28 protein-coding genes are annotated in these 26310 nt (G+C 69.3%); 16 read left to right on the top strand and 12 right to left on the bottom strand.

The window, feature by feature from the left end; translation table 11 throughout:
- The first annotated feature begins 42 nt into the window (after positions 1-42).
- The 9 genes from AC3IF3_RS18990 to AC3IF3_RS18950 all read left to right on the top strand — a co-directional run bounded on the left by AC3IF3_RS18990 (position 43) and on the right by AC3IF3_RS18950 (position 9087).
- Positions 43-288: a hypothetical protein gene (locus AC3IF3_RS18990; RefSeq protein ID WP_243973878.1), complete on the top strand. Its 246-nt coding sequence runs from the start codon at positions 43-45 to the stop codon at positions 286-288.
- A gap of 207 nt (positions 289-495) precedes the next feature.
- The gene (locus AC3IF3_RS18985; protein ID WP_489217634.1) at positions 496-1704 is read left to right on the top strand and encodes a polyhydroxyalkanoate depolymerase; all 1209 of its coding nucleotides are present in this window, start codon (positions 496-498) and stop codon (positions 1702-1704) included.
- Positions 1705-1818: 114 nt separating this feature from the next.
- The gene (locus AC3IF3_RS18980) at positions 1819-4479 is read left to right on the top strand and encodes a TIGR02302 family protein (RefSeq protein ID WP_489229892.1); all 2661 of its coding nucleotides are present in this window, start codon (positions 1819-1821) and stop codon (positions 4477-4479) included.
- A 68-nt stretch (positions 4480-4547) separates the two neighbouring features.
- Positions 4548-4733, top strand: coding sequence for a twin transmembrane helix small protein (locus tag AC3IF3_RS18975; protein ID WP_243973875.1), 186 nt, complete (start codon positions 4548-4550; stop codon positions 4731-4733).
- Between the two features lie 139 nt (positions 4734-4872).
- On the top strand, positions 4873-5499 hold the full coding sequence (locus AC3IF3_RS18970; RefSeq protein ID WP_243973874.1) for an acyloxyacyl hydrolase: 627 nt from the start codon (positions 4873-4875) through the stop codon (positions 5497-5499).
- A 13-nt stretch (positions 5500-5512) separates the two neighbouring features.
- Positions 5513-6085, top strand: coding sequence for a cob(I)yrinic acid a,c-diamide adenosyltransferase (locus AC3IF3_RS18965; protein ID WP_489217632.1), 573 nt, complete (start codon positions 5513-5515; stop codon positions 6083-6085).
- 169 nt (positions 6086-6254) lie between these two features.
- On the top strand, positions 6255-7004 hold the full coding sequence (locus AC3IF3_RS18960; RefSeq protein ID WP_243973953.1) for an electron transfer flavoprotein subunit beta/FixA family protein: 750 nt from the start codon (positions 6255-6257) through the stop codon (positions 7002-7004).
- Between the two features lie 67 nt (positions 7005-7071).
- Complete coding sequence (locus tag AC3IF3_RS18955; protein WP_489229891.1) at positions 7072-8025, top strand: electron transfer flavoprotein subunit alpha/FixB family protein; 954 nt, start codon at positions 7072-7074, stop codon at positions 8023-8025.
- 180 nt (positions 8026-8205) lie between these two features.
- Positions 8206-9087, top strand: coding sequence for a 3-hydroxybutyryl-CoA dehydrogenase (locus tag AC3IF3_RS18950; RefSeq protein WP_243973871.1), 882 nt, complete (start codon positions 8206-8208; stop codon positions 9085-9087).
- A gap of 46 nt (positions 9088-9133) precedes the next feature.
- On the opposite strand, the gene AC3IF3_RS18945 is transcribed toward AC3IF3_RS18950, so the two are convergent.
- From AC3IF3_RS18945 to upp, 5 genes are all read right to left on the bottom strand, one after another.
- Entirely contained in the window at positions 9134-9439 is a 306-nt protein-coding gene (locus AC3IF3_RS18945; RefSeq protein WP_489229890.1) for a hypothetical protein, read from the bottom strand.
- 113 nt (positions 9440-9552) lie between these two features.
- Entirely contained in the window at positions 9553-10566 is a 1014-nt protein-coding gene (locus AC3IF3_RS18940) for an NAD(P)H-quinone oxidoreductase (RefSeq protein WP_489229889.1), read from the bottom strand.
- A 231-nt stretch (positions 10567-10797) separates the two neighbouring features.
- Complete coding sequence (locus AC3IF3_RS18935; RefSeq protein WP_489229888.1) at positions 10798-12039, bottom strand: ABC transporter substrate-binding protein; 1242 nt, start codon at positions 12037-12039, stop codon at positions 10798-10800.
- A gap of 119 nt (positions 12040-12158) precedes the next feature.
- Positions 12159-12782: a DUF938 domain-containing protein gene (locus AC3IF3_RS18930; protein ID WP_489229886.1), complete on the bottom strand. Its 624-nt coding sequence runs from the start codon at positions 12780-12782 to the stop codon at positions 12159-12161.
- Between the two features lie 71 nt (positions 12783-12853).
- Positions 12854-13489 carry a uracil phosphoribosyltransferase gene (gene upp, locus AC3IF3_RS18925; RefSeq protein ID WP_243967526.1) on the bottom strand — a complete coding sequence of 212 codons (636 nt, stop codon included), beginning with the start codon at positions 13487-13489 and terminating at the stop codon, positions 12854-12856.
- A 607-nt stretch (positions 13490-14096) separates the two neighbouring features.
- Here upp and AC3IF3_RS18920 point away from each other — a divergent pair.
- Positions 14097-15788, top strand: coding sequence for a methyl-accepting chemotaxis protein (locus AC3IF3_RS18920; protein ID WP_489229885.1), 1692 nt, complete (start codon positions 14097-14099; stop codon positions 15786-15788).
- Positions 15789-15953: 165 nt separating this feature from the next.
- On the opposite strand, the gene AC3IF3_RS18915 is transcribed toward AC3IF3_RS18920, so the two are convergent.
- Both AC3IF3_RS18915 and AC3IF3_RS18910 read right to left on the bottom strand, forming a co-directional pair.
- Positions 15954-16418, bottom strand: a complete 465-nt coding sequence (locus AC3IF3_RS18915) for a DUF2852 domain-containing protein (protein WP_243971259.1) — start codon at positions 16416-16418, stop codon at positions 15954-15956.
- Between the two features lie 57 nt (positions 16419-16475).
- On the bottom strand, positions 16476-17153 hold the full coding sequence (locus AC3IF3_RS18910; RefSeq protein WP_243971261.1) for a TetR/AcrR family transcriptional regulator: 678 nt from the start codon (positions 17151-17153) through the stop codon (positions 16476-16478).
- Between the two features lie 222 nt (positions 17154-17375).
- Here AC3IF3_RS18910 and AC3IF3_RS18905 point away from each other — a divergent pair, with 222 nt between their 5' ends.
- The 3 genes from AC3IF3_RS18905 to AC3IF3_RS18895 all read left to right on the top strand — a co-directional run bounded on the left by AC3IF3_RS18905 (position 17376) and on the right by AC3IF3_RS18895 (position 19528).
- On the top strand, positions 17376-17672 hold the full coding sequence (locus AC3IF3_RS18905) for a hypothetical protein (RefSeq protein WP_489229883.1): 297 nt from the start codon (positions 17376-17378) through the stop codon (positions 17670-17672).
- A 128-nt stretch (positions 17673-17800) separates the two neighbouring features.
- On the top strand, positions 17801-18199 hold the full coding sequence (locus AC3IF3_RS18900) for a thioredoxin family protein (protein ID WP_489229882.1): 399 nt from the start codon (positions 17801-17803) through the stop codon (positions 18197-18199).
- 132 nt (positions 18200-18331) lie between these two features.
- Positions 18332-19528, top strand: coding sequence for a glycosyltransferase family 2 protein (locus AC3IF3_RS18895; protein ID WP_489229881.1), 1197 nt, complete (start codon positions 18332-18334; stop codon positions 19526-19528).
- Here AC3IF3_RS18895 and AC3IF3_RS18890 read toward each other — a convergent pair.
- On the bottom strand, positions 19509-20486 hold the full coding sequence (locus AC3IF3_RS18890) for a helix-turn-helix domain-containing protein (RefSeq protein ID WP_489229880.1): 978 nt from the start codon (positions 20484-20486) through the stop codon (positions 19509-19511). The two genes, AC3IF3_RS18895 and AC3IF3_RS18890, sit on opposite strands and share 20 nt — an antisense overlap.
- Positions 20487-20986: 500 nt before the next feature.
- On the bottom strand, positions 20987-21745 hold the full coding sequence (locus AC3IF3_RS18885) for a zinc-ribbon domain-containing protein (protein ID WP_489231338.1): 759 nt from the start codon (positions 21743-21745) through the stop codon (positions 20987-20989).
- A gap of 181 nt (positions 21746-21926) precedes the next feature.
- On the opposite strand from AC3IF3_RS18885, the gene ftsE reads away from it, so the two are divergent.
- From ftsE to AC3IF3_RS18870, 3 genes are all read left to right on the top strand, one after another.
- On the top strand, positions 21927-22619 hold the full coding sequence (gene ftsE, locus AC3IF3_RS18880; protein WP_043380143.1) for a cell division ATP-binding protein FtsE: 693 nt from the start codon (positions 21927-21929) through the stop codon (positions 22617-22619).
- Positions 22616-23584 carry a cell division protein FtsX gene (locus tag AC3IF3_RS18875; protein WP_489229879.1) on the top strand — a complete coding sequence of 323 codons (969 nt, stop codon included), beginning with the start codon at positions 22616-22618 and terminating at the stop codon, positions 23582-23584. Before ftsE ends, AC3IF3_RS18875 begins: the two co-directional genes overlap by 4 nt.
- Before the next feature lie 153 nt (positions 23585-23737).
- A complete protein-coding gene (locus AC3IF3_RS18870; RefSeq protein WP_489229878.1) occupies positions 23738-24520 on the top strand; it encodes a YdcF family protein in 783 nt (260 codons plus the stop codon).
- 39 nt (positions 24521-24559) lie between these two features.
- Here the strand turns inward: AC3IF3_RS18870 and AC3IF3_RS18865 are convergent, their stop codons facing one another.
- From AC3IF3_RS18865 to AC3IF3_RS18855, 3 genes are all read right to left on the bottom strand, one after another.
- The gene (locus AC3IF3_RS18865; RefSeq protein ID WP_489229877.1) at positions 24560-24886 is read right to left on the bottom strand and encodes a hypothetical protein; all 327 of its coding nucleotides are present in this window, start codon (positions 24884-24886) and stop codon (positions 24560-24562) included.
- A complete protein-coding gene (gene ptsN, locus AC3IF3_RS18860; RefSeq protein ID WP_243971277.1) occupies positions 24886-25353 on the bottom strand; it encodes a PTS IIA-like nitrogen regulatory protein PtsN in 468 nt (155 codons plus the stop codon). The genes AC3IF3_RS18865 and ptsN overlap by 1 nt, the downstream gene beginning before the upstream one ends.
- 141 nt (positions 25354-25494) lie before the next feature.
- On the bottom strand, positions 25495-26088 hold the full coding sequence (locus AC3IF3_RS18855) for a ribosome hibernation promotion factor (protein ID WP_489229875.1): 594 nt from the start codon (positions 26086-26088) through the stop codon (positions 25495-25497).
- Positions 26089-26310 lie beyond the last annotated feature (222 nt).

Raw genomic sequence — 26310 nt, 5'->3', positions numbered from 1 at the left:
GCACCCCGCGGACCTTTCGATCGCTCGAAGCCGAGGTCCGTCATGTCTGAACTGCTCTCTGTCGCCCTGGTCTGTGCCGGCACTCTTCTCGCCCAGGATTGCTCCCGCGATACCGCCCTGGACGTCATCATCGCCCCGGCGCACACGCCGATGGAATGCCTGATGCACGCGCAGACCATGGCCGCACAGGCCGGGCTGCCCGGGGGCGGCGACCGCTACCTCAAGATCGCCTGCGAGCACCGCCGCACCGAGGCCGAGCCCGTCGCCGTCATCCGCCGGGCCTCCTGAGCGCGCCGGCTCCCAGCGGGGCCGCATGATGCATCAAAGTCACGTCGGTAGTCTTCTTCGGGACATTCGCCCTTCGGACAGTTGCGGGACCACCGAACCGCACCCATCCTGCCCGGCCATGCTGATGCAAGTCTGAACCCCGGCATCCGCCACCATTGCTGCCCCGTTAGCCCGCGTGCCGGGCAGGGCTCCGCGAGTGCCCGCCCGATGCTGTACGATGCGTTCGACCTGCAGACCGACATTGCCGCCCAGACGCGCGCCTGGGGGCGGGTGCTGAACGACGTCTGGTCGCCCTGGATCGGGTTCGGCGAGCCGATCACCTGGATGTCCGCGGGCGCCCGGATGATGATGCGAACGGGCCTGACCTTCGCGCGTCCGCCCTACGGCATCGACACCGTCGAGGTCGGCAACCGGACCGTCCCCGTCTCCGAAGAGCCCGTCGCGGTCACGCCATTCGCGACCCTGCTGCACTTCAAGAAGGACATCCACACCGAACAGCCCAAGGTGCTGATGGTCGCGCCGATGTCCGGCCATTTCGCCACGCTGTTGCGCGCGACCGTGCGCGCCATGCTGCCGGACCACGACGTCTACATCACCGACTGGCACAACGCCCGCGACGTGCCGCTCTCGGCGGGGCGGTTCGGCTTCGACGATTACGTCGCGCACCTCGTCCAATTCCTACAGACGATGGGCGAAGGCGCGCATCTCGTCGCGGTCTGCCAGCCCGCCGTGCAGGCGCTCGTGGCCGCGGCCGTGATGGCGCAGGCCAAGGACCCGGCCGCCCCGCGCAGCATGACCCTGATGGCCGGGCCGGTCGATTGCCGGATCAACCCGACCGGCGTGAACGAACTCGCCACCTCGAAGCCGATCGCGTGGTTCGAGAAGAACCTGATCGCTACCGTTCCGAACCGCCACAAGGGCGCCGGCCGCCGGGTCTATCCGGGCTTCATGCAGGTCTCGGCCTTCATGGCGATGAACGCCAAGCGCCACATCCAGGGCCATGCCGACCTGTTCTGGCACATGGCCAACGGCGAGACCGAGAAGGCCGAGGCGATCGAGGCCTTCTACGACGAGTATTTCGCCGTCCTGGACCTCTCCGCCGATTTCTACATCGAGACGGTCAAGACCGTGTTCCAGGACTACGCCCTGGCCAAGAACGAGGCGACCTATCGCGGGGAACCGATCGACCTGCGGGCGATCCGCCGGACTGCCCTGATGACCGTCGAGGGCGAGCGGGACGACATCTGCGCCGTGGGCCAGACCATGGCGGCCCACGATCTCTGCACGGGCCTGCCGCCCTACATGCGGTCCCACCATCTCCAGGCCGGCGTCGGCCATTACGGCGTCTTCGCGGGGCGCCGGTGGGAATCGCAGATCTACCCGCAGGTGCGCAACTTCATCCAGGCCCACAACTGAGCGCCGCCGTCGCGCCGATTTGACCCGCCGACCGCGGCGGCCCACCATGCTAGCCTCCGAGGATTGGAGCCGGGATCGCCCCGGATTCCAGGGGCGCGGGGCGGAACGATCGGCGTGATCGGCAACGACGGCTTCGAAAGCGACGGCGGACAGAACGGCGCCCGACCGGATCGCACCGCCGGATCCGCGCGGCTCGACCGGCTGGTCGCCCGGGCGCGGGTCGCGGCCCTGTGGGAGCAGGCCTGGCCGGTGCTGTGGCGCGGCCTCGGGGTCGTGCTCCTGTTCCTGATCCTGTCCTGGTCGGGCCTCTGGCTCGACCTGTCCCCGCTCTGGCGCCAGATCGACCTGGGCGTGCTGGCCATCCTGCTGGTGGCGGCCCTCCTGCCGCTCCTCCGTCTCAGGCGCCTCGAACGGCGCTCGGTTCTGACGCGGCTCGACCGGGAGGCCGCGGCGCGCGATCCGGCCCTGCGCCACGGACCCGCTTCGACGGCGCAGGACACCCTCGCGGTGGGTGCCGCGGATGCCGGCAGCCGGGCCCTATGGGACCTGCATCAGCGCCGTGCCGCGCGGGCGGTGGCGAGCCTCCGGGTCGGGCCGCCGCGGCCGGGCATGACGCGGCACGATCCCCTCGCCCTCCGGGCCGGATTGATCGTCGCGGCGGTGGCCAGCCTGTTCGCGGCGGGGCCTGAATGGCGCGAGCGGATCGGCGCGGTCTTCGACTGGCAGGAGCCGGCGGCGCCCGGGCCGAATTTCCGCGTCGACGGCTGGATCGACCCGCCGCTCTACACGCGGCTGCCGCCGCTGCTGATCGCGATGGACGGCACTGACCAGCATCTGCGGGCGCCGGTCAACGCGCAACTCATCGTGCGCATCGCCGGTCAGGGCAAGGCCGCGGCGAACACGACCCTGTCGGCCAATGCCGGGCTCGTCCCCGTGCCGGGCCAGGAGCCGCGCCCGGATCTGCGCGAGGAACGCTACCGCGTCGTCGGCGCCGCGGAACTGGTGATCGTCACGCCCGCCGGCCGCCAGCGCCTGACGGTGGATGCGATACCCGACCGGCCGCCGGAGGTCACGGCGGTGGGCGGCCCCGAGGTGAACGGGCGCGGCACCTTCACCCTCACCTATCGGGCCAAGGACGATTACGGGATCAGCTCCGCCGAGGCGGTGATCGAGCCGCTGAAAGCCGGCCGCTCCCTCGTCCCCGTACCGCATATCGGCCTCGCCCAGCCGGCCGATGCCAGCGGCGAGACCGACACCAAGACCCTGGTCGATCTCACGGACAGTCCCTGGTCCGGAGCGCGTGTCCGATACCACATCGCGGTGAAGGATGAGGCGGGCCAGGAGGGCCGGACCCCGAATACCGAGATTACCCTGCCGGCGCGGCCGTTCCGCGATCCGCTGGCCCGGGCGCTCGCCGAGGAGCGCCGCCGCCTCGTCACCGCACCGGATACCGATCGCCGCTGGGTCCAGGGCGCGCTGGACGCCCTCCTGGTGGCGCCCGACATGTTCACGCCGCGGCCGGCAATCTTCCTCGGACTGAAGACGGCGAGCGAGCGCCTGCGCCGCGCCTCGTCCGATCCCGAACTCGTCGATGTCGCCGACCTGCTCTGGGAGATGGCGCTGAAGATCGAGGACGGCGATCTCTCGGACGCCGAGAAGCAGCTGCGTCAGGCCCAGGATCGGCTGAAGGACGCCATCGAGCGCAACGCGCCCGACGACGAGATCAAGCGCCTCACCCAGGACCTGAAACAGGCCCTCGACAAGTTCCTGTCCGAGATGGCGCAGAAGCAGGGCCGCGATCCCGGCAAGTCCGGCGAGCGGCAGCAGAACGACCAGCAATCCAAGACCGTCACGCCCGAGGATCTCGACAAGATGATCCAGGACATGGCCGAGGCGATGAAGCGCGGCGACACCGCCGAGGCGCAGCGCCTGATGGAGCAGCTGCGCAATATCCTGGAGAACCTCCAGACCGCCGAGCGTGGCAGCCGGTCGGACCAGGCCTCCCGCGAGATGCAGAAGCAGATGCGCGACCTCGACGCCATGGCGCGCGAGCAGCAGGGCCTGCGCGATCAGACGTTCAAGGATGGGCAGGAACAGCCCGGCGGCCAGCGGCCGCAGAACCGCGGTCAGCAGCAGGGTCAACGCGGCCAGCAGGGCGGCCAAGGGCAGAAGCAGCAGGGCCAGCAAGGCCAGGGGCAACAGGGCCAGGGACAGCGGGGCCAAGGGCAGCAAGGGCAAGGGCAGCAAGGCCAGGGACAGCAAGGCCAAGGGCAGCAGGGCGATGTCGGCGAGCGTCAGCAGGCGCTCCGGAAGCGGCTCGAGGAGCTGGAACAGCGCATGAAGGAGAACGGCATGCGCGGCGAGCAGGGCCTGTCCGATGCCGAGGACGCCATGCGGGAGGCCGAGAATGCCCTCAAGGACGGCGATTCCGGCGTCGCGGTGGATGCGCAGGGTCGCGCCCTCGACGGGCTGAAGCAGGGCGCCGAGGGCATGGCGCAGCAGATGGCCGAGGGTCAGGGCGAGGGCCCGGGCCAGCAGGACGGCGGCCAGCAGCCGGGCCAGCAGGGTCAGGCCGGCGCCCGCGACGACGATCCGCTCGGTCGCCCCACCCGCGGTCGCGACATGAGCGACGGACGGGTCCGCGTGCCCACCGCCGATGAATCCGCCGTCCAGCGTGCCCGGCGCATCATGGAGGAGCTGCGGCGCAAGCTCGGCGATCCGACGCGGCCCCGCGAGGAACTCGACTATTTCGAGCGCCTGCTCCGCCGGAACTGAGCGCGCCCCTCTTCACCCAGCGATGGGAGCCGCCTCACGGTTCCCATCCGGCCCGGATCGTCGTCCGCATGTCCTCCAACGCCCTGGTGCTCGTGGCCTGTGTGGCCGTCGCCCTCGTCCTGCTCTACGGCCTCGCCAACATGATGCGGGGCGGCAGCGCCAACCTCTCGCAGAAATTGATGCGCCTGCGGGTGCTGCTTCAGTTCGTGGCGATCGTGATCATCATGGGCGTCGTGTGGTGGCGTTCGCCTTGACCACCGACCGGCGGGTGTGACTGCGCCGCCGCACCCGGCGCCTTTCGCCGAACCGGCGGATGAATTCGGCGGTCGGCCGCGGAAGCCTCGTGCTACGCTCGGTGGACTGGAACTGCGAAGTCCCCCCGGCCGAGCCCGCATGATCGCCCCCCTCCGCACCTGCCTTGTCGGCCTGCTCACCGCCGCCGCGATCCTGCCGGTCTCGGCCGCGGATGCGCCGCCCCTGCCGGCGGCCTACGCCGCGCCGGCCCAGCCGCTCAGCATCGTCTCGGAGGTCCGGATCGGCGGCGCGGTGCAGGACCCCGGCAGTGCCGAAGGCAAGCTCCCGGGTTTCAGCAAGGCGAACGTCAACGGCGAGATCCTGTTCGCCAAGCCGGTCCTCAGCGCCGACCCGTTCTGGCAGGCCTTCGTCCCGCGACCGACCGTGGGCGGCAGCTACAACACCGGCGGCCGGACCAGCTACGCCTATCTCGGCGCCACCTGGACCCTGGAGGTCTTCCCCGGGACCTTCAACCGGCGCATCTTCCTCGACGGCTTCTTCGGCGGCGTCGCCCATAACGGCTATACCGGCCCGAAGGCGGAGACGCCCTACGGCTTCAACACCCTGGGCTGCTCGCCCATGTTCCGCGAGGCCGCCGCGCTGGGCTATCGCCTGACGGAACATTGGAGCATCATGGCCACCGTCGAGCACATGTCGAACGCCGGCCTCTGCGCTAACAACCGCGGCCTGACCAATTTCGGCGGCAAGATCGGCTACACCTTCTGAGGCGCCAGACCCCTTGGTCAAGCTCAACCGCATCTACACGCGCACCGGCGACAAGGGCACGACCGCGCTCGCCGACGGGCAGCGCCGGTCCAAGGCCGACCTGCGCGTCGAGACCTATGGCACCGTCGACGAGACCAACGCCTGCATCGGAATGGTCCGCCTCCACACGCAGGGTCATCTCGACGGGATGCTCGGAGCGATCCAGAACGACCTGTTCGACCTCGGCGCGGACCTCGCGACGCCGCCGAGCCCGGAGCCCCTCCCCTACGAGCCGCTGCGGATCGTGGCGAGCCAGGTCGAGCGCCTGGAGCGCGACATCGACGCCCTCAACGAAGCGATCCCGCCGCTGAAGTCCTTCGTGCTGCCCGGGGGATCGGCCGCCTCCGCCGCCCTGCACGTCGCTCGCACGGTCTGCCGGCGCGCCGAGCGTCTGGCGGTGAGCCTCGCGGCCCGCGAGGGTGAGGACGTCTCGCCCGAGGCGCTCCGCTACCTGAACCGCCTGTCGGACTTCCTGTTCGTGGCCAGCCGCACGGCGAATGCCGACGGGGCCGACGACGTCCTCTGGGTCCCCGGCGCCAACCGCTGAACCGGCGGCCGGTCTTTTCGAGCCCGCTCCACCGCGCCGCGTTGACAAGGCGGAAATGTGGCCGCTACGGTCCGGCCGCCTTGCGTGCCCACGCTGCGCTACGCCTCCGGCGCCCGCGGACGTGGCCTGCACGACGAAAAGAATCCTCCGGGGAAGGATCGTGACCGCCATGAAGGTGCTGGTGCCCGTCAAGCGGGTTGTGGACTACAACGTCAAGATCCGCGTCAAAGCCGACGGCTCCGGGGTCGAACTCGCCAACGTCAAGATGTCCATGAATCCCTTCGACGAGATCGCCGTCGAGGAGGCGATCCGCCTGAAGGAGAAGGGCAAGGTCACCGAGATCGTCGCCGTCTCCATCGGCCCGCAGCAGGCCCAGGAGACGCTGCGCACGGCGCTGGCCATGGGCGCCGACCGGGCGATCCTGGTGAAGACCGACGTGACCTGCGAACCCCTCGCCGTGGCCAAGCTGCTGAAGGCGGTGGTCGAGAAGGAGGCGCCCGAACTCGTCATCCTCGGCAAGCAGGCGATCGACGACGATTCGAACCAGACCGGCCAGATGCTGGGCGCCCTGCTCGGCTGGCCGCAGGGCACCTTCGCCTACAAGATCGAGGTCGGCGAGGGCAGCCTCGACGTCACCCGCGAGGTCGATGGCGGTCTCCAGACTGTAAGTCTGAAGCTCCCGGCCATCGTCACGACGGACCTGCGCCTCAACGAGCCGCGCTATGCATCGCTGCCGAACATCATGAAGGCCAAGAAGAAGCCGCTCGAGGAACTGGCCCCGGAGGCGCTCGGCGTCGACGTGACCCCGAAGCTCAAGGTCCTCAAGACCGCCGAGCCGCCGGGGCGCTCCGCCGGCATCAAGGTCGGGTCCGCAGCCGAACTCGTTCAGAAGCTCAAGGTCGAAGCCGGCGTCATCTGATCCGCAGGCGAGGCTCCCCGCCCCGGGTCGAGCCCCGCGCCCCCCACTTCGAGGACTCGAGACGACCATGACGACACTCCTCTTCGTCGAGCACGGCAACGGCCAGATCAAGGACGGGACGCTGAAGGCGCTGACGGCTGCCAGGGATATCGGCGCGCCGGTCCACGCCCTGGTCCTGGGCTCCGGAGCGAAGGCGGTGGCCGAGGCTGCGGCCAAGCTCGATGGCGTCGAGAAGGTGCTGGTCGCGGAGGACGCGGTCTACGACCACGACCTCGCCGAGCCGGTCTCGGCCCTGATCGTCGCGGTCGCCGAGCCCTACGAGACCATCATCGCCTCGGCTTCGACCACCGGGAAGAACGTGCTGCCGCGGGTCGCAGCCCTGCTCGACGTCGCGCAGATCTCAGACATCATCAGGGTGGTCGCGCCCGATACGTTCGAGCGGCCGATCTACGCGGGCAACGCGATCCAGACCGTGCAGGCGCCCGCGGGCAAGCGGGTGATCACCGTGCGCACCGCGGCGTTCAAGGCCGCGGCCGAGGGCGGCGCGGCGGCGCCGGTCGAGCCCGTCTCGGCCTCCGCCGCGGAGGCGGGCGGGTCGAGCTTCAAGGGCGAGGAGATCGCCAAGTCCGATCGTCCGGAACTGGCGGCCGCGCGGATCATCGTGTCGGGCGGCCGGTCGCTCGGCTCCTCGGAGAAATTCCACGCCCTGATCGAGCCGCTCGCCGACAGCCTCGGTGCGGCGGTAGGCGCCTCCCGCGCCGCCGTGGATGCAGGCTATGCCCCCAACGACTGGCAGGTCGGCCAGACCGGTAAGGTGGTGGCGCCGGACCTCTACGTGGCGGTGGGGATCTCGGGCGCGATCCAACACCTCGCCGGCATGAAGGACTCGAAGGTCATCGTGGCCATCAACAAGGACGAGGACGCACCGATCTTCCAGGTCGCCGATTACGGGCTGGTCGGCGACCTGTTCCAGGTGGTGCCGGAACTGCAATCGGAGATCGGAAAAGCGAAGGGTCAGTAACGGCCGGGTCTACCCCGGCGGTCGCACTGAACCGGTATGCCTGTATCATGCGACCTCGCGGGTTCCTTCCGCGTCGGTGATTGGTCTACAAGACAGCGACGGCAGGACAACGTGCCGTCGTCTTGGCGCATCCGTCGAGTCGCACGGCCGGGCATCGGCATCAGGGGCACAGGTCGGTCAATGAGTATGGAGATCAAGCGGGTCGGCATCATCGGCGCGGGCCAGATGGGCAGCGGCATCGCGCAGGTCTGCGCTTCGGCCGGTCTCGACGTCCTGCTGAATGATCGCGACTCGACCCGGCTCGATAACGGACTGGGTATGATCGAGGGCAACCTCGCCCGTTTGGTTTCGAAGGGTAGCCTCTCCGAGGAAGACAGCCGCGCGGCCAAGGCCCGCATCCTGCCGGCCCGGGACTTCGACGCGCTCGGCCCCTGCGACCTCGTCATCGAGGCCGCGACCGAGAACGAGGCCACGAAGCGCGAGATCTTCTCGTCGCTGTGCGCGTCGCTGCGCCCGGAAGCCCTGGTAGCGACCAACACCTCGTCGATCTCGATCACGCGGCTCGCCGCCGCCACGGACCGGCCCGAGAAGTTTATCGGCATCCATTTCATGAACCCGGTGCCGTTGATGCAGCTCGTCGAGCTGATCCGCGGCATCGCCACGGAAGACACAACCTACGAGGCGGCCAAGGCGTTCATCGCCAAGCTTGGCAAGACCTCGACGATGTCGGAGGACTTTCCGGCCTTCATCGTCAACCGCATCCTGCTGCCGATGATCAACGAGGCGATCTATACCCTCTACGAGGGCGTCGGATCGGTGGAGTCGATCGATACCGCGATGAAACTCGGCGCGAACCATCCGATGGGTCCGCTGCAGCTCGCCGACTTCATCGGCCTCGATACCTGCCTGTCGGTGATGCAGGTCCTGTACGAGGGGCTGGCGGATTCGAAGTACCGTCCCTGTCCGCTACTGGTGAAATATGTCGAGGCCGGCTGGCTCGGCCGGAAGGCCAAGCGCGGGTTCTACGACTACCGTGGGCCGACCCCCGTCCCGACGCGCTGAGCGAGCGGTGTTCGGGGCGGCGCCGACGGCCGCCCCGCGCGGCGGCTTACTTCGCCGCTCCGCCATTCGCACCCGGCTGAGCCGGCTGCGGGTAGGACGGGTTGCCGCCCGGCACGCCGGTGCTGTTCGCGGATGAGGAACCGCCGGCCTGGCCGCTGACCGAGCCCGTCACCTCACGGCGCGACGCATCCTGGCTCTGGCTGGCGTAATCCTTGGGCGCATTCGCCCCGTTCCAGGTCAACAGACCCACCGTGGCGATCGCCAGAAGGACGAGGCTCGCGACCAGCACCCACAGCACGGTCTCGCCGCGCTCGCCCTGCCGGCTGTCCTGCGGGTTCAATCTCTCGGCCATCTGCACCAACCTTCATCGGCGGGACGCAACCCGCGGAAGCGCGGTCTGCAACACGTTCCCGTTACCGGCCGCCAACGCGAAGCCGAGGAAGCCGGTTCCTGTGTTCCGGACGGTCAACGCCCGGTGCTCAGCAGGATCTTGCCGAGATGGGCGCTCGATTCCATGAGCGCATGCGCCTCCTGGGCCCGCTCCAGCGGGAAGGTGGCGTGCGTCACCGTGCGGATGCGCCCGGCTTCGAGCGCGGGCCAGATATCCCGCCGCAGGCCCTCGGCGATCGCGGCCTTGTCGGCCTTCGAGCGCGGCCGGAGCGTCGAGCCGGTGAAGGTCAGGCGGTTGCGCATGATCGGGGTGATGTTCAGGCCGTCGACCTTGTAGCCCCCCATCAGCGCGATCATCACGAGGCGCCCATCCTGCGCCAGGGACTTGAGGTTGCGGGCCAGATAGCTGGCGCCGATCATGTCGAGGATGACGTCGACGCCGCGTCCATCGGTCAGCCGCTTGATCTCCTCGGCGAAATCCGCCTGCTTGTAGTCGATTGCCGCGTCGGCCCCGAGATCCTCGCAGAAGCGACACTTCTCGGCCGAGCCGGCGGTGGCGAAGACCCGGGCACCGACATGCTTGGCGATCTGGATCGCCGTCGCGCCGATGCCGCTCGACCCGCCATGGACGAGGAAGCTCTCCCCGGAGGCGAGCCGGCCCCGCTGGACCACGTTCGAGTAGACGGTGAAGAAGGTCTCGGGCAGCCCGCCCGCGTCGGCCAGGGGGACGGCCCTCGGGCGCGGCAGGCAATGGGCGGCTTCGGCCACGGCGAACTCGGCGTAGCCGCCGCTGATCACAAGGGCGCAGACTTCGTCGCCGATCGACAACCCCGTGACATCGGGGCCGAGCCGGACGATGCGGCCCGCGACTTCGAGGCCAGGGACCTCGGTGGCGCCGGGCGGCGGCGGGTAGACCCCGGCCCGCTGCGCGACATCGGGCCGGTTTACCCCCGCGGCCACAACCTCGATCAGCACCTGACCGGGCCCCGGGCTCGGGACCGGGGCCGTCTCGAGGGTGATCACCTCCGGACCGCCGGAGCCCGCGTAGCGGATCTGGCGCATGGTCCCGGGCAGATCGGTGCTCACCATCGACGAAATCCTCTCCGCGCGTGTCATCTCGCCCGCGTCGATGCCGCCGCGGTGCGGCTCTACTTGCGGCAAGGGGCGCGCTTGGCAAGCCGTGGGGCCGCCGGGCGCGCGGATGCGTGTGGAGCGACGGCTCGCGCATCGTACCGGATATCGGAACCGGCACGATGCGCTCGCTGTCCGATCAGCATCGCCATTTTCTAAAAGCCGGTGGCCACCGTTCGGGACGTGGCTCTACCGCGCCGCAGCCTTGACCGCGGCGGGCAGCACGATCTGGCCCTGAGCCAGGCCCTTCGGCCAGATCGCGACCTGCTTGCCGTCCTGCCACTGCGCCATCAGGCCGGTCACGAAGCCCGTCCCGTACTTGATCGAGTGGGTGAAGGGATCGTCCGTGCCGTAGAATTGCGTGCGCCCGACGGTGCCTTCCCAGTCGGTCTTCTCGAGAGCGTCGACCAGCTTGTCGGCCTCCGTGGAGCCGGCGCGCTTCACCGCCTCGGCGGTGTAGTAGACCTGATCGTAGGCCATGTAGCCGGCATAGGACGGGTCGCTGCCGAAGCGCTTCTTGAACGCCTCGCTGAAGCCGAGCGACTTCCCGGTGATCGCGGCCCCCGGCACCGCGATGCTCTGGAAGATCACCCCCTGCGTGGCGCCGTTGGTGTTGGACCAGAAGGTCGAGGAGGTCGCCTGGGAGTTCATGCCGGTCATGGCGAGCGGCACCTGCTGGTTCTGCCACTGCACCGTCGGCTGGACCCCGACATGCGAGATGCCCGTGACGATCAGGTCGGGCTTGGCCGCCTCGATCTTGTTGTAGATCGGCGTGAAGTCGCCCGTGTCCGGCGAGAAGCGGATGTGATCGACGACCTTGACGCCGATCTCGGGCAGGCACTTCTCGTATCCGACGTCGAGGGGCCGGGTCCAGGCCGCGTCCTCGCTCATGATCGCCGCGGTCTTCACCTTCATCAGGTCGAGGAGCATGTCCTTCGTGGAGTCGCAGATCGACTGCGCCAGGGCCGCCGAGGTCAGGTAGCCGTGAAAAGTGTACTTGTTGCGCGCGTAGTCCTTGTGAACGGCGAGGCTGATCTCGTTCGATGCGGCCCCGGGGGTGATCATCGGGGTCTTGAGCCGGGCGGCCCAGGGCATCAGCGCCAGCACCACCTCGGAAACGTAGCTGGCGATGACGAGGTTGACCTTGTCCTCGGAGACCGCCCGCTGGAAGGCGCGCACCGCGTCGGAGGCGGAGCTCTTGTCGTCGTAGGTCACGACCTGGATCTGCCGGCCGTCGACCCCGCCCTTGGCGTTGATCTCGTCGGCGGCGAGCTGCACGGCCTGCGGGATCGAGGCGCCGACCACCGATTGCGCCTCGGCGATCACCCCGATCCGGATCGGGTCGGCGGCGCGCGCCGGGCCCGCTCCCGTCAATCCGGCGATTGCGAGCAGGGCGAGGGCCCGGCTCGAAAGGCTGCGTTCCATCGGCATGGGCTTCCTCCTGGCGCCCGTGCGGCTTCTGCCGTCGCATCGGGTTCACGGGCGGAGTGTGCAACATTCGTCCGGCTGAATTCAATGTGCAGGCGCGCAGACGCGTGACGAATGCCGCGTCAGCTTCTCACGCGCCGGACGACCAAGCTCAGATTGTTCGCCGGCATCGCCACCCGCTCGGTGACGGCCAACCCATGGCGTGCGGCCTCGACCGCGACCGCTTCGCGATCACGTACGCCCCAGTCCGGATCGCGCGCGCGCAGGGAGGCGTCGAAATCGGCGTTGCTGTCCGCGCTGTGCCGGCCGTCTTCCCGGAACGGTCCGTAGAGGAACAGGAGTCCGTCCTCCGTCAGGATGCGTCCGGCCCCGGCCATCAGCCCCTCGGTCGCCGCCCAGGGCGCGATGTGGATCATGTTGATGCAGACGATGGCGTCGACGCGGCCGACCGCCCACGAGGCCGCGCGCGCGTCGAGATCGAGCGGCGGCAGGATGTTGGTGGCCCCGGCCCGGCGGACATGCGCCGCGATGCTGCGCCGGGCCTCCGGATCGGGATCGCTCGGCAGCCACGTGAGGGCCGGCAGCGCCGCGGCGATGTAGACCGCATGCTCGCCGGAGCCGCTGGCGATCTCCAGCACAGTGCCCCGCGCCGGCAGGACCCGGCGCAGGACGGCGAGGACCGCATCGCGGTTGCGCGCGACGGCGGGCGCCGTCATGGCATCGCGGTCGACATCCCAGCCCAGCATGCTGCCGTCTCCCGGTGCGCCTGACGGCGCGACATGTTTCGATTGCGGGCCGGACGGAGCGCTCCGCCAGTTCACCGCGTACCGTACATCCGATCCCCCGCATCGCCGAGCCCGGGAACGATGTAGCCGTGATCGTTCAGGTGGCTGTCGATGGCCGCGGTCCAGATCGGTACGTCGGGATGGGCCCCCTGGAACTTGGTGAGGCCCTCCGGAGCCGCCAGAAGGCAGACGAAGCGCAGGTCCGACGCCCCCCGGGCCTTCAGCAGGTCGAGGGCTGCGATCGCCGAGTTGGCGGTGGCCAGCATCGGGTCGAGGACCAGCACCGTCCGGTCGGCGAGATCCGACGGAGCCTTGAAGTAATACTCCACCGCCTCCAGCGTGTCCGGATCCCGGTAGAGCCCGATATGGGCGACCCGCGCCGAGGGGACGAGCGACAGCATCCCGTCGAGGAACCCGACCCCGGCGCGCAGGATCGGCGCCAGCACCAGCTTCTTCCCCTGGATCTGCCGGCCCTCCATCGGCTGCAACGGCGTCTCGATGGTCACCGGCTCCAGCGGCAGGTCCCGCGTCACCTCGTAGGCCAGGAGCATACCGATCTCGTTCAGGATCTGACGAAAGCCCTTGGTCGAGCGGTTCTTGTCGCGCAGGTATGTGAGCTTGTGCTGCACAAGCGGGTGATCCACCACGGTGACCCGACCCATCGGCATGGCCCAACCCTCCGCCTCGGCCACCGAGGAATGCAGGACCCCGGGCCGGGGTGCAACTTCCGAGTTGGACCATCCGGGCGGGCTGATCCGTCGGTGGAAGCGGCAATCGACCCGGATCCGGTCGGCCTTCCGGATACGGGCCGGTCTCCGCATCCGCGGTTTCAGGGCCGGCCGTACGGCCGTGCAGAAAGATTGGCACCGAAGATCAGGGCGTGTTGGAAAGATCAATTTCTCAGGCTATTGCAGAGCCATTTTCCAGGTCTGGTTTGTGATCTCTATGCAAATGTATGATCGAAAATGGGCAGGACTGACCAAAAATCGTCGCCCTCCGCACAAAATGACAGATTTTAACTTTTCTAAGGAATAATTTTATTAATAATACAATCTTATTAAGTTGTTTTATAATTATAATCGACTAAAAAATATACGTTTTCATGTAAAAATCCTGTTACAAATAAGCTTCAAAAGGATTTTCTATTACTGTCAATCAATCTAACAATAGGTGATCCTTCGGCTTGCTGATCGTATCGCATGGCCTAACTGGGGCGAACTGCTTTGTCCTGCTGCGCCCGAACGCCCCGCCCCTGAACCGAGATCAGAGCGAGCTATGCACCTGAATCTATCTCTCAAGACGATTCTGACGATCCTCTTCGGCCTGATGGCACTCATCGCGGCAGGACAGGGTGTCCTGTCGCTCCGCGACGCCGCCGCGATCCGCCAATCGACCACGGCGCTCGCCACGAACTGGCTGCCGTCCGTCGAGAAGATCAGCGCGATCGAGGTGGCGGCCTCCGAAGTTCGCATCAAACAGTACCGCCTGATCCTGTTGTCGGACACGCCGGAAAACCGGGCGAAAAACGAGACCAGCCTCGCCGAAACACACACACGCCTGCGGGCGGCACGCCGCACGTATGAACCTCTGATCAGCACGCCGGAGGAGCGGACGCTCTACGATGCCTTCGCGGCGTCCTGGAGCAAGTTCGAGCAGGTGGACGGCGATGCCCGCCGCCTCATGGGATCAGGGCAACAGCAGGATGCTGTGAAGCTGTTGGTCGAGCCAAATGTCGTGGTGTTGTATGATGATGCCCGCGCCCTGTTGGCGCGCTTGGTCGCGCATGACGGACAGACGGCGTCCCGCGACGCGGATGCCGCGATGGCAAGTGCGAACGCGGCCACCGTCACGGCGAAGATCGGGATCGGTCTGGCCATCGCCTCGGCGCTGGCGGCGGCGGGGTTCGGCCTCCTTTACATCTCTCGGCCGATCCAGGCCATGACCGGGGCGATGTCGCGGCTCGCCGGCGGTGAGACCGGGACGGACGTGCCGTTCCGGGACCGCCGCGACGAGGTCGGCGCGATGGCGGCCGCCGTGCAGGTGTTCAAGGACAACCTGATCCGCAGCCGCGCGCTGGAGGCCGAGGCCGCTGAGGCGCGCCACGCCGCCGAAGAGCAGCGCAAGCTCGGCATGCGGCAGATGGCGGACCGGTTCGAGGCCGCGGTCGGCGGCATCATCGGGCAGGTCTCGGCCTCCGCCACCGAATTGCAGGCCACGGCCAGCGCGATGTCGTCCATGGCCAGCCAGACCTCCGCCCAGTCCATCGCCGTCGCTGCCGCCGCCGAGGAGGCCGGGACCAACGTCAACACCGTCGCGGCCGCCGCCGAGGAACTCGGTTCCTCCGTCCAGGAGATCGGCCGGCAGGTGGACGGCTCGACCCGGCTCGCCCAGGCGGCGGTCGGCGAGGCCGATCAGACCGGGGCGCTGGTGCTGGAGTTGAGCGGCGCGGTGGCGCGCATCGGCGACGTGGTCGGGCTGATCTCGTCGATTGCCGGGCAGACCAACCTGCTGGCGCTCAACGCCACGATCGAGGCCGCGCGGGCCGGCGCGGCAGGACGCGGCTTCGCGGTGGTCGCCTCCGAGGTGAAGGCGCTGGCCGAACAGACCGCCAAGGCCACCGAGGAGATCTCCGGCCAGATCGGCCGGGTCCAGGCCTCCACGGGTCAGGCGGTCACCGCGATCGGCACGATCACCGCGCGCATCCGCGAGATCGACACCGTGGCGACCTCGATTGCGGCGGCGGTGGAGGAGCAGGGCGCGGCCACGCAGGAGATCGTGCGCAACGTCGGCCAGGCGGCGCAGGGCACCGGCGAGGTGACCAGCAACATCGTCGGTGTCGCCGGAGCGGCGGAGGAGACCGGACGGGCGGCGGGCCAGGTCCTCGGCGCCGCCTCGGAGCTGTCGCGCCAGTCCGAGCATCTCACGGCCGAGATCGACCGCTTCCTGGCCAACATCCGGGCCGCCTGACACGAGCGGCTGCCGGGCGCCTTTTGCCCCCCGGCAGCCGCATCAGAAGGAGTCATCCGGCCCCGTCGCCGGAGGTTCGGTTCTCGGCGATCCGGTCCTCCGGCGGAACATGGCTGGTCCCCTCGGTGATCGGTATCTGGGAACGGCTCGGGAGAGAGTGCGGTATCAGACCGTACGGCCCTCGCCCCCTTCGGTCCGGCGCTTCGCCATGAAGGCGTCGAACTGCTCGCGGTCCTTGGCCCGCTTCAGCTCCTCGACGAACGCCGCGAAGGCGCGGCTTTCCTCCTCGAGGGCGCGGCGCTGCGCCTCAAGCCGGTCGAGTTCAGCGCTGCGATAGGCGTCGAAGGCCGCGTTGCCAGTGCCGTCGCGGCGGCTCGCCGCCTCGAACGCCCGGGCGAAGCGGGAGACCGGCCGCGCATCCCCGAAATCGGACATCGTCCGGCGGGCCGTGTCGCGCAGCTCGGCGAAGGCCGGGTAGCCCGCAATCTTCCAGGCGACGAGCGCGAGCCCGACGGGCCACCAATAGATGAAGCCGACGACGATCGCACCGATCTCCAGCGAACGGCGCGGGAACGGACCGGACCGGCTAAGCCTGCCGGTCGCCCAAGGGGAGGATGTCTGAGAGGTCACGGCTGTGCTCCGCTGTCCATGTGAACGCGGTTAACATGCGGGTGCCGACGACGCCTTTCAAGGCCGTCCGGTGCCGGATCCGTGTTCGCCGGACCGCGCGACGCCGTGGACGAGGGCGAGGACGCCGGCGCGCAGGAGTTCGAACTTGTCCGGGAAGCCGGGACCCCGCGGCAGGTGCCCGGCGGCCGAGAGGGTCGCGAGGCCGTGGGCCAGGGCCCAGACCTCCAGGGCGATGAAGCGGGGTGCGACGCCTCCGAACCCATCGGCGAACGTCGCCTGAAGCGCCTCGACCAGGAGATCGAAGGGGCTCGGCCGAGCGGCGGCGCCTGCGGCACCCGGCGCACCGTCGTGCTCGGCCGCGGCGGACGACAGGCCCCGGGTCTCGAAGATGGCGGCGTAATAGGCCGGCTCCTCTTCGGCGAAGGTCAGATAGGTTTCGCCCATGCGGGTGAACCGCTCCAGCGGGGTACCGCGCGAGGTCAGGGCCCGTGCGAGCCGGGCAGCGAGTTCGGCGAAGCCCCGCCCGGCGAGTTCCTCCAGCAGGGCCTCGCGTCCGCGGAAATGCCGATACAGGGCCGCGGGCGTCACCCCGACGAGGCGCGCGGCATCCACCAGCGTGAAGCCGCCGATCCCGCGCTCGGCGATGAAGCGGCGCGCAGCCTCGAGGAGCGCCTCCTTCAGGTTGCCGTGATGGTAGTTCCGCCGGTCGTTCGGTCCGTCCCGCCAGGGTCGCAAGATCTCACATCCTCTGCGCGCTCGTGCGCACCTCGCAGAACGTCCACCGCACTGTCGAGTCGGAAGACCGCTGGGGCTGCTGAATTCAGCGGGGTGGCGCCGGGCACGACCACGCAAGGCCGATTTTGTTGCCGGTCGCGTACGTGGGGCCGCGCTTGACCGGCTCTACGCCGCGCAACACTCTCGCGCCGCGGTCTTCCACCCCGGGGAAAAGCATCGGACATGGCTTTCGTGAGCCTCAAGGCGTGGCGCGCCCGCTCGGCCGAGCGGGCCGAGATCGCGGCCCGGCTGAAGCGGGAGCTGAGCGCGGCCCTGCGCCTCGGTGAGACCGACACTCTGTCGGTGAACGAACTCGCCTGCCCAGATCCCGGCTGCCCCGACATGGAGACAATCGTGCTGGTGATGCGGGCGGGCGCACCGACCCGGGCCCTGCGGATCCGGCGCCCGATGGATGCGGTGGACGCGAACGACATCGCCGCGCTCGTGGCGGAGGACAGTTTGGACCCGCCATCTCGATGATGTGATCCGGTGCCCCCGCTTTCGCGCGCGCCGCGTCGCCGGGCCGCGCGGCCTTTCCGGTCCGGTGGTGTACCCTACCCCAAAGCCGCGCTCCCACGAAGGATCGTCCGGCATTCGGGAGACGCACCATGAAGAGCCGCCGTCATGTCGTCACACTGGCCAGTCTAGCCTTGCTGCTGACCGCCGGTCCCGGTCCGTCACGCGCGGGCGAGACGATCCCGTTCTCGGAGAGTGCCTTCGCGGCCGCACAGCAGAGCGGCCGCCCGATCCTGGTCGAAGTCAGCGCGCCCTGGTGTCCCATCTGCAAGACGCAGAAGCCGATCCTCGCCAAGCTGTCGGCGGACCCGCGGTTCAAGGATCTCCAGATCTTCGACATCGACTTCGACAGCCAGAAAGCGATGCTGAAACGGCTCGACGTGCGGATGCAGAGCACGCTCATCGCCTACAAGGGGGCGACCGAGGTCGGGCGCTCCGTCGGCGAGACCCAGCCCGAATGGATCGAAGGCTTGGTCGAGAAGACCCTCTGACCGGCGTCCCTCTTCGGCGGGACGACCGATACCCTCGGGACACGGGAACGCTTCCGGCTTCGTTCAGGCAAGCCTGGGCATATCCCCGTCGCGGCCCCGGACTCACCCGGCCAGGCCCGACGGAGCCGACCGGTGACGAGCGACCGCCCATCCATCGCCACGACCCCCGACGCGATCGTGGCGGTGCCCGTGCGCAACGAGGAGGAGCGCATCGCGACCTGTCTGCGCGCCATCGACGCCCAGGCGGGCCTGGAACCGGGGAGCCTCGGGCTGGTCCTGTTCCTGAACAACTGCACGGACCGGACCGAGGCCATCGTCGCCGGGCTCGTGCCCACCCTGTCGATCCCGGTCCGGGCCCTGGTCGAGCAGTTTGCGGGTGCCCATGCCGGCTGGGCCCGGCGTCGCGCCATGGATGCGGCGGCGGAGTGGCTCGGCGATGCCGGACAGGCGGGGCTCATCCTGTCCACCGACGCCGACAGCCGGGTGCCGCCCGACTGGGTGGCCCGCAACCGGGCGGCGATCCGGGCGGGGGCCGACGCGGTCGCCGGCCGCGTCGAACTCGATGCCGCCGAGGCGGCCTTGCTGCCGCCGTCGCTGCCCGCCCGAGGCCGCCTCGAAGACCGCTACGACGCGCTCATCACCGAGGCGGAGGCGCGGATCGACCCGGACCCGCACGATCCCTGGCCGTGCCACCGCACCGCGATCGGCGCGACGCTGGCGGTGACCCGCGCGGCCTACCGCGCCGTCGGGGGCATGCCGGAGATACCCCTCGGCGAGGATGGTGCCTTCATCGCGCGCCTCATCGCGCGCGGCTTGCGCGTTCGCCACGCCACCGACGTGTGCGTGACCATCTCGGCCCGCCTCACGGGTCGCGCCCCCGGGGGCGTCGCCGACACGATTCGCGCGCGGTGCGAGGAGCCCGACGCCCTCTGCGACGCCCGGATGGAACCGTTTGCCCGAGCCGTTCGCCGCTACCTTTGGCGGCGCCGGTTCCGAAGGCTGCACGGCCGGGGCTTGCTCAGCCGCCATCACGCCTGGGCTCGGACGCTCGGGATCGGCGCGGCGGAGGCGGATCGGATCGCGACCCTGCCCCTCGGCCAAGCCATCGCGGAGGCCGAGCGCGCCAGTCCGCGGCTCGCCTACCGCCCCATCGGCCCGCGCCACCTGCCGCGGCAGATCCGCATCGCGCGGGTCGGCCTCGCGGCGATCCGCCTGGGCCTCGCCCTGTCCGGAACGATCCGGTCCATCGCAGCCGCGGCAGCACCCCGGCGCGCCGCGGTCGAGCCGCCGGCAACTGCGCCGGATCCGGTCAGCCGTCGCCCTGGGTGAGGAGTTCCCGGGGGGAGAGGCCGAAGCGGCGACGGAAGGCACGGCTGAAGGCGGCCGGGTCGGTGAAGCCGCAACTGGTCATGATCGACGTGACCCGGATGCCCGTCTTCCGCATCATCACGATCCGATCATGCGCGCGGTCGAGGCGCGCATCTCGGATTCTGGCGGCGATCCCCTCCCCCCCGGCAAAGGCCGCGTAGAGGCGGCTGCGCGAGATCCGAAGGTCTGCGGCCAGGCGGTCGGGACCGAATTCAGGGTCGTGCAGGCACCGCTCGATCCGGGCCAGAGCGAGGGAGCGTAGCGCGTCCCTAGAGAGCTCTTCGCCGTCGGCGCGCTCGGCCCCGCCGTTGATGGCACCGCGGAGCAGGTGGAGGGCGCCCTCGATGGCGATGCCGGTTTCCGCCTCGGACATGTCGGCGACTGAATACGCGAAGGCGCGAAGATAGGTGACAAACAATCCGCTCAGCGGCGTCGGACCGAACCTGCGTCCCCCGTATGCGCGCGTATCGCCCATCTCCGCGAGGAACGCGGATCGGGGCACGGTGAGCCGCAACTCCTCGTAGCGCCCCAGGTTTCCCCCACCGCCGGGCCGCTCCCAAGCGTGAAAGGCGATGTCGCCCGCTTTCAGGAGCGCACCGTTGTTGCCCTGCTCGATGTAGCCATTGCCGCTCAGGACCACCGTCACGCCGACGTCGTCGCGCCCGTCGCGCCGGACATGCTGGGCCGTCCGCTCGAGTTTGTAAGCGTCGCTGAACGCGTGGAGGATCGCGCCGTAGGGCGAGGCGGCGACCGTGCGGCCGGCCGAGAACGGCAGTGCCGAATCAAGTGGCGTCACGTCGACCCCGCCCATGATCGTGCTGCGCCAATAGTCGAAAGCTTGTTTTCCCTCGACCACGTCGGTCGTGGCGGTGGAAACCGGGACTTTCTTCTTTCTGCTCACAATGGATCGCCCCCACAATCCTCATTATCGGGCATAGGCGACGACGCCCTGGCACGCTTGCAAATCCAGGTTTTCAGATCCGACATCGACAAGCAACAGGAAAGCAAAGTTGCCGGGATGTGCCGCGCATATCGCTCAATGAGGGACAACGGTGTTGCAAAAATTTAAATCGGTCAATTTATAGGACTTAAACTTGAAAATTATTAAATATCAGTGCAACGAAGGTCTGGATAAGCAGAGCGGTTGATGGCTGCTTATTCAAAAATATTTTGAAATAATTTCTCTTGATCAATCACAGCCGAGACTTTGATGAACAACACGTCGTCGGTTTTCACTGTAAAAAATCTGCCGTAGATTGTAAAAACGAATTATGATCCAAATACATTGGTCGATCTGAAAAACAATATTACGGTTGTTGACGGGAACTGGGAGCGCGCGCGTTCGCCGCGACGAGACGCGTCATCGTTCGGTCATGACCCGTCAGGCGCTCGCGTCGCCGCACCCCGGCGCGCATGCCCTCAATGGCTGCCCAGGCCGGCCCGGGCCTCATCGCGCGGCGGTTCGGCACCGGCGAAATGCAACACCACCGAACGCCCGGTGGCGGGCGGGCTGGTCAGCGTCCCGCGGAACCGGGCGGCCTCCGCGTTGCCCAGCACCGCCCGCGGTGCATTGACCGTGAATGTCCGGATCACGCGACCGCCGGCGTCCCGGATCTCGGCGCGGAGCGGCGCCACAGGCATATCGGACCGCGCGACACCCACGAGGTCGCCCTCGACCACGAGTTCGGCCGGACGGCCCTCCTCGGCGGGGCTGCTGAACGCCACGACGTCACGGATCTCGATGCCGCGCAGGTTCACCGGCAGGCCGATCCGGGCGAACAGGGCTGCGGTCTGCGGGACCGTCCGGACCACGCTCACGCGGGCGAGGCACAGCAGCGGCAGGGCCGCCAGGAGCGTCAGCCCGACCGCCAGGGATGGTGACAGGCCGCCGCGGAGCCGGTGTCTTCTCCCGCGGAACGGCAGCCCGGCTGCGGCCGGGACCGTGGGAGTCGGGAGATCGGAGGCCTCCCGCACCGAGGCGGCCGCCTCTTCCCAGGCCGCGTCGGCGGCCGGATCGGCCACCGCCGCGAGTTCGGCTTCGTGGCCGGCGAGCACGTCGGCGGGGGTGATGAACCAGGTCTCGCGGCAGGCCGCGCAGCGGACCGAGCGGCCCTCCATGCCGACCTTTCCGGCGTCGATCTGGTAGGCGCTCGCGCAACTCGGGCAGACGATCAGCATACGCGCCATACTCGCATCCACCGGCCGTACCGCGGCCGGACAGTGAATTCGCCTGAGAAAGTGTGGCTGAACAGGGTTAAGCGCCCGTGAAAGTCCGAAGGCCTTGAAAACGCCCGCCGCTCCGGCGATGCCCGTATCGGGATCGGCGAGACACGGCACGGCCTTGAACCTACAGGCAAGCATGAAGAGCCTGCTGCCCGGCGCGGAGCGGCCGGTGGTGCAGTTCGAGAATGTCGGCATGCGCTACGGTCTCGGGCCGGAGGTGCTGTCGGACGTGAGCTTTCGCATCGCCCCGCGCTCCTTCCAGTTCCTCACCGGTCCTTCGGGGGCCGGCAAGACGACGCTGCTGCGCCTGATCCTGCTGTCGGTGCGGCCGACCCGAGGCCTCGTCTCGATCTTCGGCGAGGAGGTGAGCGGCATCTCCGCCAAGGCCCTGACCGGGCTGCGGCGGCGGATGGGCGTCGTCTTCCAGGATTTCCGCCTTCTCGACCATCTCACCACCTACGAGAACGTGGCGCTGCCGCTGCGCGTCCAGGGGCGCGCCGAGGCGAGCTACCGGGCCGAGGTGGTGGAGCTGCTGCGCTGGGTCGGCCTCGGCGAGCGCATGCACGCCCTGCCGCCGCTCCTCTCCGGCGGGGAGAAGCAGCGCGCCGCCATTGCCCGGGCGCTGATCGCCCGGCCGGACCTGCTGCTCGCCGACGAGCCCACCGGCAACGTCGATCCCGGTCTCGGGCGGCGGCTGCTGCGCCTGTTCCTGGAACTGAACAAGCTCGGGACCTCGGTCATCATCGCCACCCACGATTTCGGCATCATGGATGCGGTCGACGCCCGCCGGATGGTGCTCGGTGAAGGCCGGCTTCGGATCGAGGAATGAGCACGCAGGCCATCCCGCGGGCCCGGCCCGAGCCCCTCGCCGGTCCGCCGGTCCCGTCCGTGCCGGCGAATCTGCGCCGCAACGCGCCGCTGGTGCCGACCGACACGGCGGCGGGGCGCTCCCTGGCGGCGGTCATCGCCATCCTCACCTTCCTGGCGGGGCTCTGCGCCGGTGCCGCCGAGATGGTGGCGGCGAACGCCGCCCAGTGGCAGGGCGACGTCGCCCAGGAGGTCACGATCCAGATCCGCCCGGGTCCCGGGCGCGACGTCGACGCCGACGTAACCCGGGCAGCGGGCATCGCCAAAGCCGAGCCGGGCATCGCCGAGACGCGGGTCTTCTCCAAGGCCGAGGCCGAGCGGCTCCTGGAGCCGTGGCTCGGCAGCGGGCTCGATCTCTCGGACCTGCCGGTGCCGCGGCTGATCGCCTTGCGGCTCGCGAGCGGCCAGGGCACCGATCTGAAACGCCTGCGCACGCATCTCCTCGACGCGCTGCCTGGGGTCGCCAGCCTCGACGACCACGCCCTCTGGCTTCAGCGGCTCTCGACCGCGGCCAATGCCTTCGTCGGGATCGGGATCGGGCTCGTGGTCCTCGTCCTGGTGGCCACGGGGCTCGCCGTGACCTTCGCCACGCGGGGCGCGATGGCCAGCAATCGCGAGGTGGTGGACGTGCTCCACTTCGTCGGCGCGGACGACGATTACATCGCCCGCGCCTTCCAGCGCCGCTTCTTCGGCCTGGGCCTACGCGGGGGCGCCATCGGGGCCGGCCTGGCGATCCTCGCCTTCGTCATCGGAGGGCTCCTGGCCCGGGCCGCGCGGTCCGGACCGGCCGGTCAGGAGGTCGAGGCCCTGTTCGGCGCCTTCCAGATCGGTCTGCGTGGCTATGCCAGCATCCTCCTGATCGGCGTGATCGCGTCCCTGGTGACGGGCGTGGTCTCGCGGATCACCGTGCGCCGCTTCCTGGCCTAGGGACACCGCGCGCTGTTAGAAGGCGTGGACAGCGGTCACCAGGCGGGCGCGTTTACGATCCGGAAACCTTATCGTCGCGGTGTGGGGGCGGATGACCGGGCCGCCTCCGGGCCGCCGCAATCGACGCCGATCCTCCGGAGGATGACCACGCGTATGCTGCGCGCATCGGATCCGCTCACGACCGACGTCGTCGGTTGGGCCTGGCACGAGCGAGGCTGCCCGCGCACCGCGCAGCCGCGGCAGCGGGGGCGCATCGCGCTCTGGACCTGCGGCCTCGGGGCGGGTCTCGGGGCGGTGGCCCTGCTGGCCGGGTTCCTGATCTTCGTCAGCGTGCTCGCCCGGCACGAGCGGACGCCGTCCGACCGGGTGGACGGGATCGTGGCGCTCACCGGCGGCGCGCAGCGGATCGGCGACGCGATCGATCTGCTGGCCGGCGGCTACGGGCGCCGCCTGCTCATCACCGGCGTGAACGAGCGCACCAGCCGTGACGAGATCGCCCGCCTGAACCCGACCCAGCGCGCGCTCATCGCCTGCTGCGTCGATCTCGATTATCGGGCGCGCAACACGATCGGGAACGCCATCGAGACCCGGCGCTGGATGCGGGCCCATCGCTTCAGCACCGTGGCGGTGGTGACCTCGAACTACCACATGCCGCGGACGCTGATCGAACTCGATCACGCCCTGCAGGACAGCGACCGCGTCCTGCCGCATCCCGTCGTCACCGAAGCCTTCGACGCCGACCGGTGGTGGCGGAGCCCGCCCGCGGCCCGGCTCGTGGCCTCCGAATACGTGAAGTTCCTGGCCAGCTGGGTGCGCACCCGGTTCGAAACGGATCCGGAACGGTCCCGGGCGGCGGTCCTGATCGGGCGCGGCAAGCCCGTGAAGATCCCGGTGAAGATGGTCGCCGAGCCGCTGGCGGCCCGCGACGTGGATTGAGCCGGCGAATCGGGGGCTCCGCGTCCCGCGGGGAGCACCCTATTGGCCGCGGCAATGCGCCTTGATCGCCGCGGAGAACTCCCGGTCCGATCCCTGGACCTGCGCCAGACGCTCGCCGCGTTCCGAGCCGGAGAGGCAGCGGCCATAGACGCTCGCGACCCGGCGCATCGTCTCCACGTGGCGGCGCCAGACCCGGCAGTTCTTGGCGTCGTCTCCGTCCGCCTGTTCGAGCTGGTCGACGGCCTGCCGCTGCATCGATTGCGCCACGAGCAGGTCGCGCGCGCAGGTCGTCTCGCCCTGCGCCAGGACCGGACCGGTCAGCCCCGCGGCCAGCGCGAGGGATGCGGCGATTCGGAGGTGGGGCATCACGCGGCCTGCGGCGCCGTGGAGCGGGTCAGGAGGGCGTAGAGCGCGCCCGCATCCCGGGCCGCCCGGATATGCGCCAGCATGCCGGGCTCCCGCAGGATCCGGGCGACCTGCGCGAGGGCCTTCAGATGATCGGCGCCGGCGCCTTCCGGGGCCAGCAGCAGGAACGCGATATCGACGGGCTGTCCGTCGAGGGCCTCGAAATCCACCGGCCGATCGAATCGGGCGAACAGACCGAACAAGCGGTCGAGCCCGGGGAGCTTCCCGTGGGGAATCGCCACCCCGTCGCCGATGCCGGTCGAGCCGAGCCGCTCCCGCTGGAGCAGCGTATCGAAGATCGGACGCTCCCCGAGCACGGGCAGGCGACGCGCCGCGTGGGTCGCGAGGTCCTGAAGGACCTGTTTCTTGGTCCGCGCGCGCAGCGACGGCACGACCGACTCGGGGTCGAGGAATTCCAGAACTGGCATCGAACGACCGTTGCCCCGTCGCCCGCCCGGTCAGGGCGGGCCTCGTTGCAGGAACAGTGACGGCCGCCTCGGCCGCGTCCCCGCACATCAATCGACCGGGAAACAAGCCGGTTCCGGCTCCGTTCCTCCCGACCTGCCCCGTCAGTCGACGGCGTTCAGCGGGTCCACCCAGCCGATTGCGCCATCGCCGCGCCGATATACGACGTTGATGCGCCCGGTGCCAGCATGGACGAACACGAGCACCGGCGAGCCCGTCATGTCGAGGGCCGTGACCGCCTCGCCGATGGTGCGGCGCTGCAGGGTCCGGGTGCTCTCCGCGACGATCGGCGGATGCGCGTCCCCGTCGGCCGGCTCGTCGTCCTCCTCGTCCGGCGCGGCCAGGACCGCGTAGGCCGCCTCGACCGCGACATCGTCGGTCGACCCGGTTGCGTGCTGCTTCAGACGGTGCTTGTAGCGGCGCAGCCGCGTCTCGAGGCGCTCGGCAGTCTGCTCGAAGCTCGACCGAGCATCGTGCGAGACCCCGTTCGCCTCGATGGTCAGGCCCGATACGAGATGCAGCACGCAATCCGTGCGGAAGGCCGACCCGTCCCGCCGCAGCGTGACATGGCCGGTGCAGGCTTCACTCATGTGCGAGTCGAGGTATTTGGCCTGTATCGCCGACATGCGGTCCTCGACGCGGCCGCGCAGACTCTCGCCGAGATCCACGCCGTGGCCCGTGACTCGCAACGAACCCATGTCGCCTCCCCCGTTTCGATGCAGGCGACCGACTTAGAGAGCCGGCTCGCGTTAAGTCAACGGAGGTGCGCGGATCAGCGGACCGCTTAACCCTGGGTTCAGCCGGGCCGCGTGTATAGACAGGCACCGAGCGCGCGTTCCGCCGGAGCGGCGATCGGTTCGGGACACGGCACGCGTCAGGACGCGGAAGCGGGGCCGGACCGGAGTGCCGCGCTGTCGGCA

The organism is Methylobacterium sp. J-118 (assembly GCF_057836565.1).
This window is presented reverse-complemented; position numbering and strand designations above follow the sequence as displayed.

Excerpts from the sequence above, each read along its gene's own strand:
- AC3IF3_RS18900 (WP_489229882.1), top strand. The coding sequence starts at position 17,801 with ATGAAGAGCCGCCGTCATGTCGTCACACTGGCCAGTCTAGCCTTGCTG.
- AC3IF3_RS18875 (WP_489229879.1), top strand. The coding sequence starts at position 22,616 with ATGAGCACGCAGGCCATCCCGCGGGCCCGGCCCGAGCCCCTCGCCGGT.
- AC3IF3_RS18920 (WP_489229885.1), top strand. The coding sequence starts at position 14,097 with ATGCACCTGAATCTATCTCTCAAGACGATTCTGACGATCCTCTTCGGC.
- AC3IF3_RS18950 (WP_243973871.1), top strand. The coding sequence starts at position 8,206 with ATGAGTATGGAGATCAAGCGGGTCGGCATCATCGGCGCGGGCCAGATG.
- AC3IF3_RS18960 (WP_243973953.1), top strand. The coding sequence starts at position 6,255 with ATGAAGGTGCTGGTGCCCGTCAAGCGGGTTGTGGACTACAACGTCAAG.
- ftsE (WP_043380143.1), top strand. The coding sequence starts at position 21,927 with ATGAAGAGCCTGCTGCCCGGCGCGGAGCGGCCGGTGGTGCAGTTCGAG.
- AC3IF3_RS18905 (WP_489229883.1), top strand. The coding sequence starts at position 17,376 with ATGGCTTTCGTGAGCCTCAAGGCGTGGCGCGCCCGCTCGGCCGAGCGG.
- AC3IF3_RS18975 (WP_243973875.1), top strand. The coding sequence starts at position 4,548 with ATGTCCTCCAACGCCCTGGTGCTCGTGGCCTGTGTGGCCGTCGCCCTC.
- AC3IF3_RS18990 (WP_243973878.1), top strand. The coding sequence starts at position 43 with ATGTCTGAACTGCTCTCTGTCGCCCTGGTCTGTGCCGGCACTCTTCTC.
- AC3IF3_RS18865 (WP_489229877.1), bottom strand. The coding sequence starts at position 24,886 with ATGCCCCACCTCCGAATCGCCGCATCCCTCGCGCTGGCCGCGGGGCTG.
- upp (WP_243967526.1), bottom strand. The coding sequence starts at position 13,489 with ATGCCGATGGGTCGGGTCACCGTGGTGGATCACCCGCTTGTGCAGCAC.
- ptsN (WP_243971277.1), bottom strand. The coding sequence starts at position 25,353 with ATGCCAGTTCTGGAATTCCTCGACCCCGAGTCGGTCGTGCCGTCGCTG.
- AC3IF3_RS18940 (WP_489229889.1), bottom strand. The coding sequence starts at position 10,566 with ATGGTGAGCACCGATCTGCCCGGGACCATGCGCCAGATCCGCTACGCG.
- AC3IF3_RS18885 (WP_489231338.1), bottom strand. The coding sequence starts at position 21,745 with ATGCTGATCGTCTGCCCGAGTTGCGCGAGCGCCTACCAGATCGACGCC.
- AC3IF3_RS18970 (WP_243973874.1), top strand. The coding sequence starts at position 4,873 with ATGATCGCCCCCCTCCGCACCTGCCTTGTCGGCCTGCTCACCGCCGCC.
- AC3IF3_RS18985 (WP_489217634.1), top strand. The coding sequence starts at position 496 with ATGCTGTACGATGCGTTCGACCTGCAGACCGACATTGCCGCCCAGACG.
- AC3IF3_RS18930 (WP_489229886.1), bottom strand. The coding sequence starts at position 12,782 with ATGCTGGGCTGGGATGTCGACCGCGATGCCATGACGGCGCCCGCCGTC.
- AC3IF3_RS18870 (WP_489229878.1), top strand. The coding sequence starts at position 23,738 with ATGCTGCGCGCATCGGATCCGCTCACGACCGACGTCGTCGGTTGGGCC.
- AC3IF3_RS18945 (WP_489229890.1), bottom strand. The coding sequence starts at position 9,439 with ATGGCCGAGAGATTGAACCCGCAGGACAGCCGGCAGGGCGAGCGCGGC.
- AC3IF3_RS18955 (WP_489229891.1), top strand. The coding sequence starts at position 7,072 with ATGACGACACTCCTCTTCGTCGAGCACGGCAACGGCCAGATCAAGGAC.
- AC3IF3_RS18935 (WP_489229888.1), bottom strand. The coding sequence starts at position 12,039 with ATGCCGATGGAACGCAGCCTTTCGAGCCGGGCCCTCGCCCTGCTCGCA.
- AC3IF3_RS18855 (WP_489229875.1), bottom strand. The coding sequence starts at position 26,088 with ATGGGTTCGTTGCGAGTCACGGGCCACGGCGTGGATCTCGGCGAGAGT.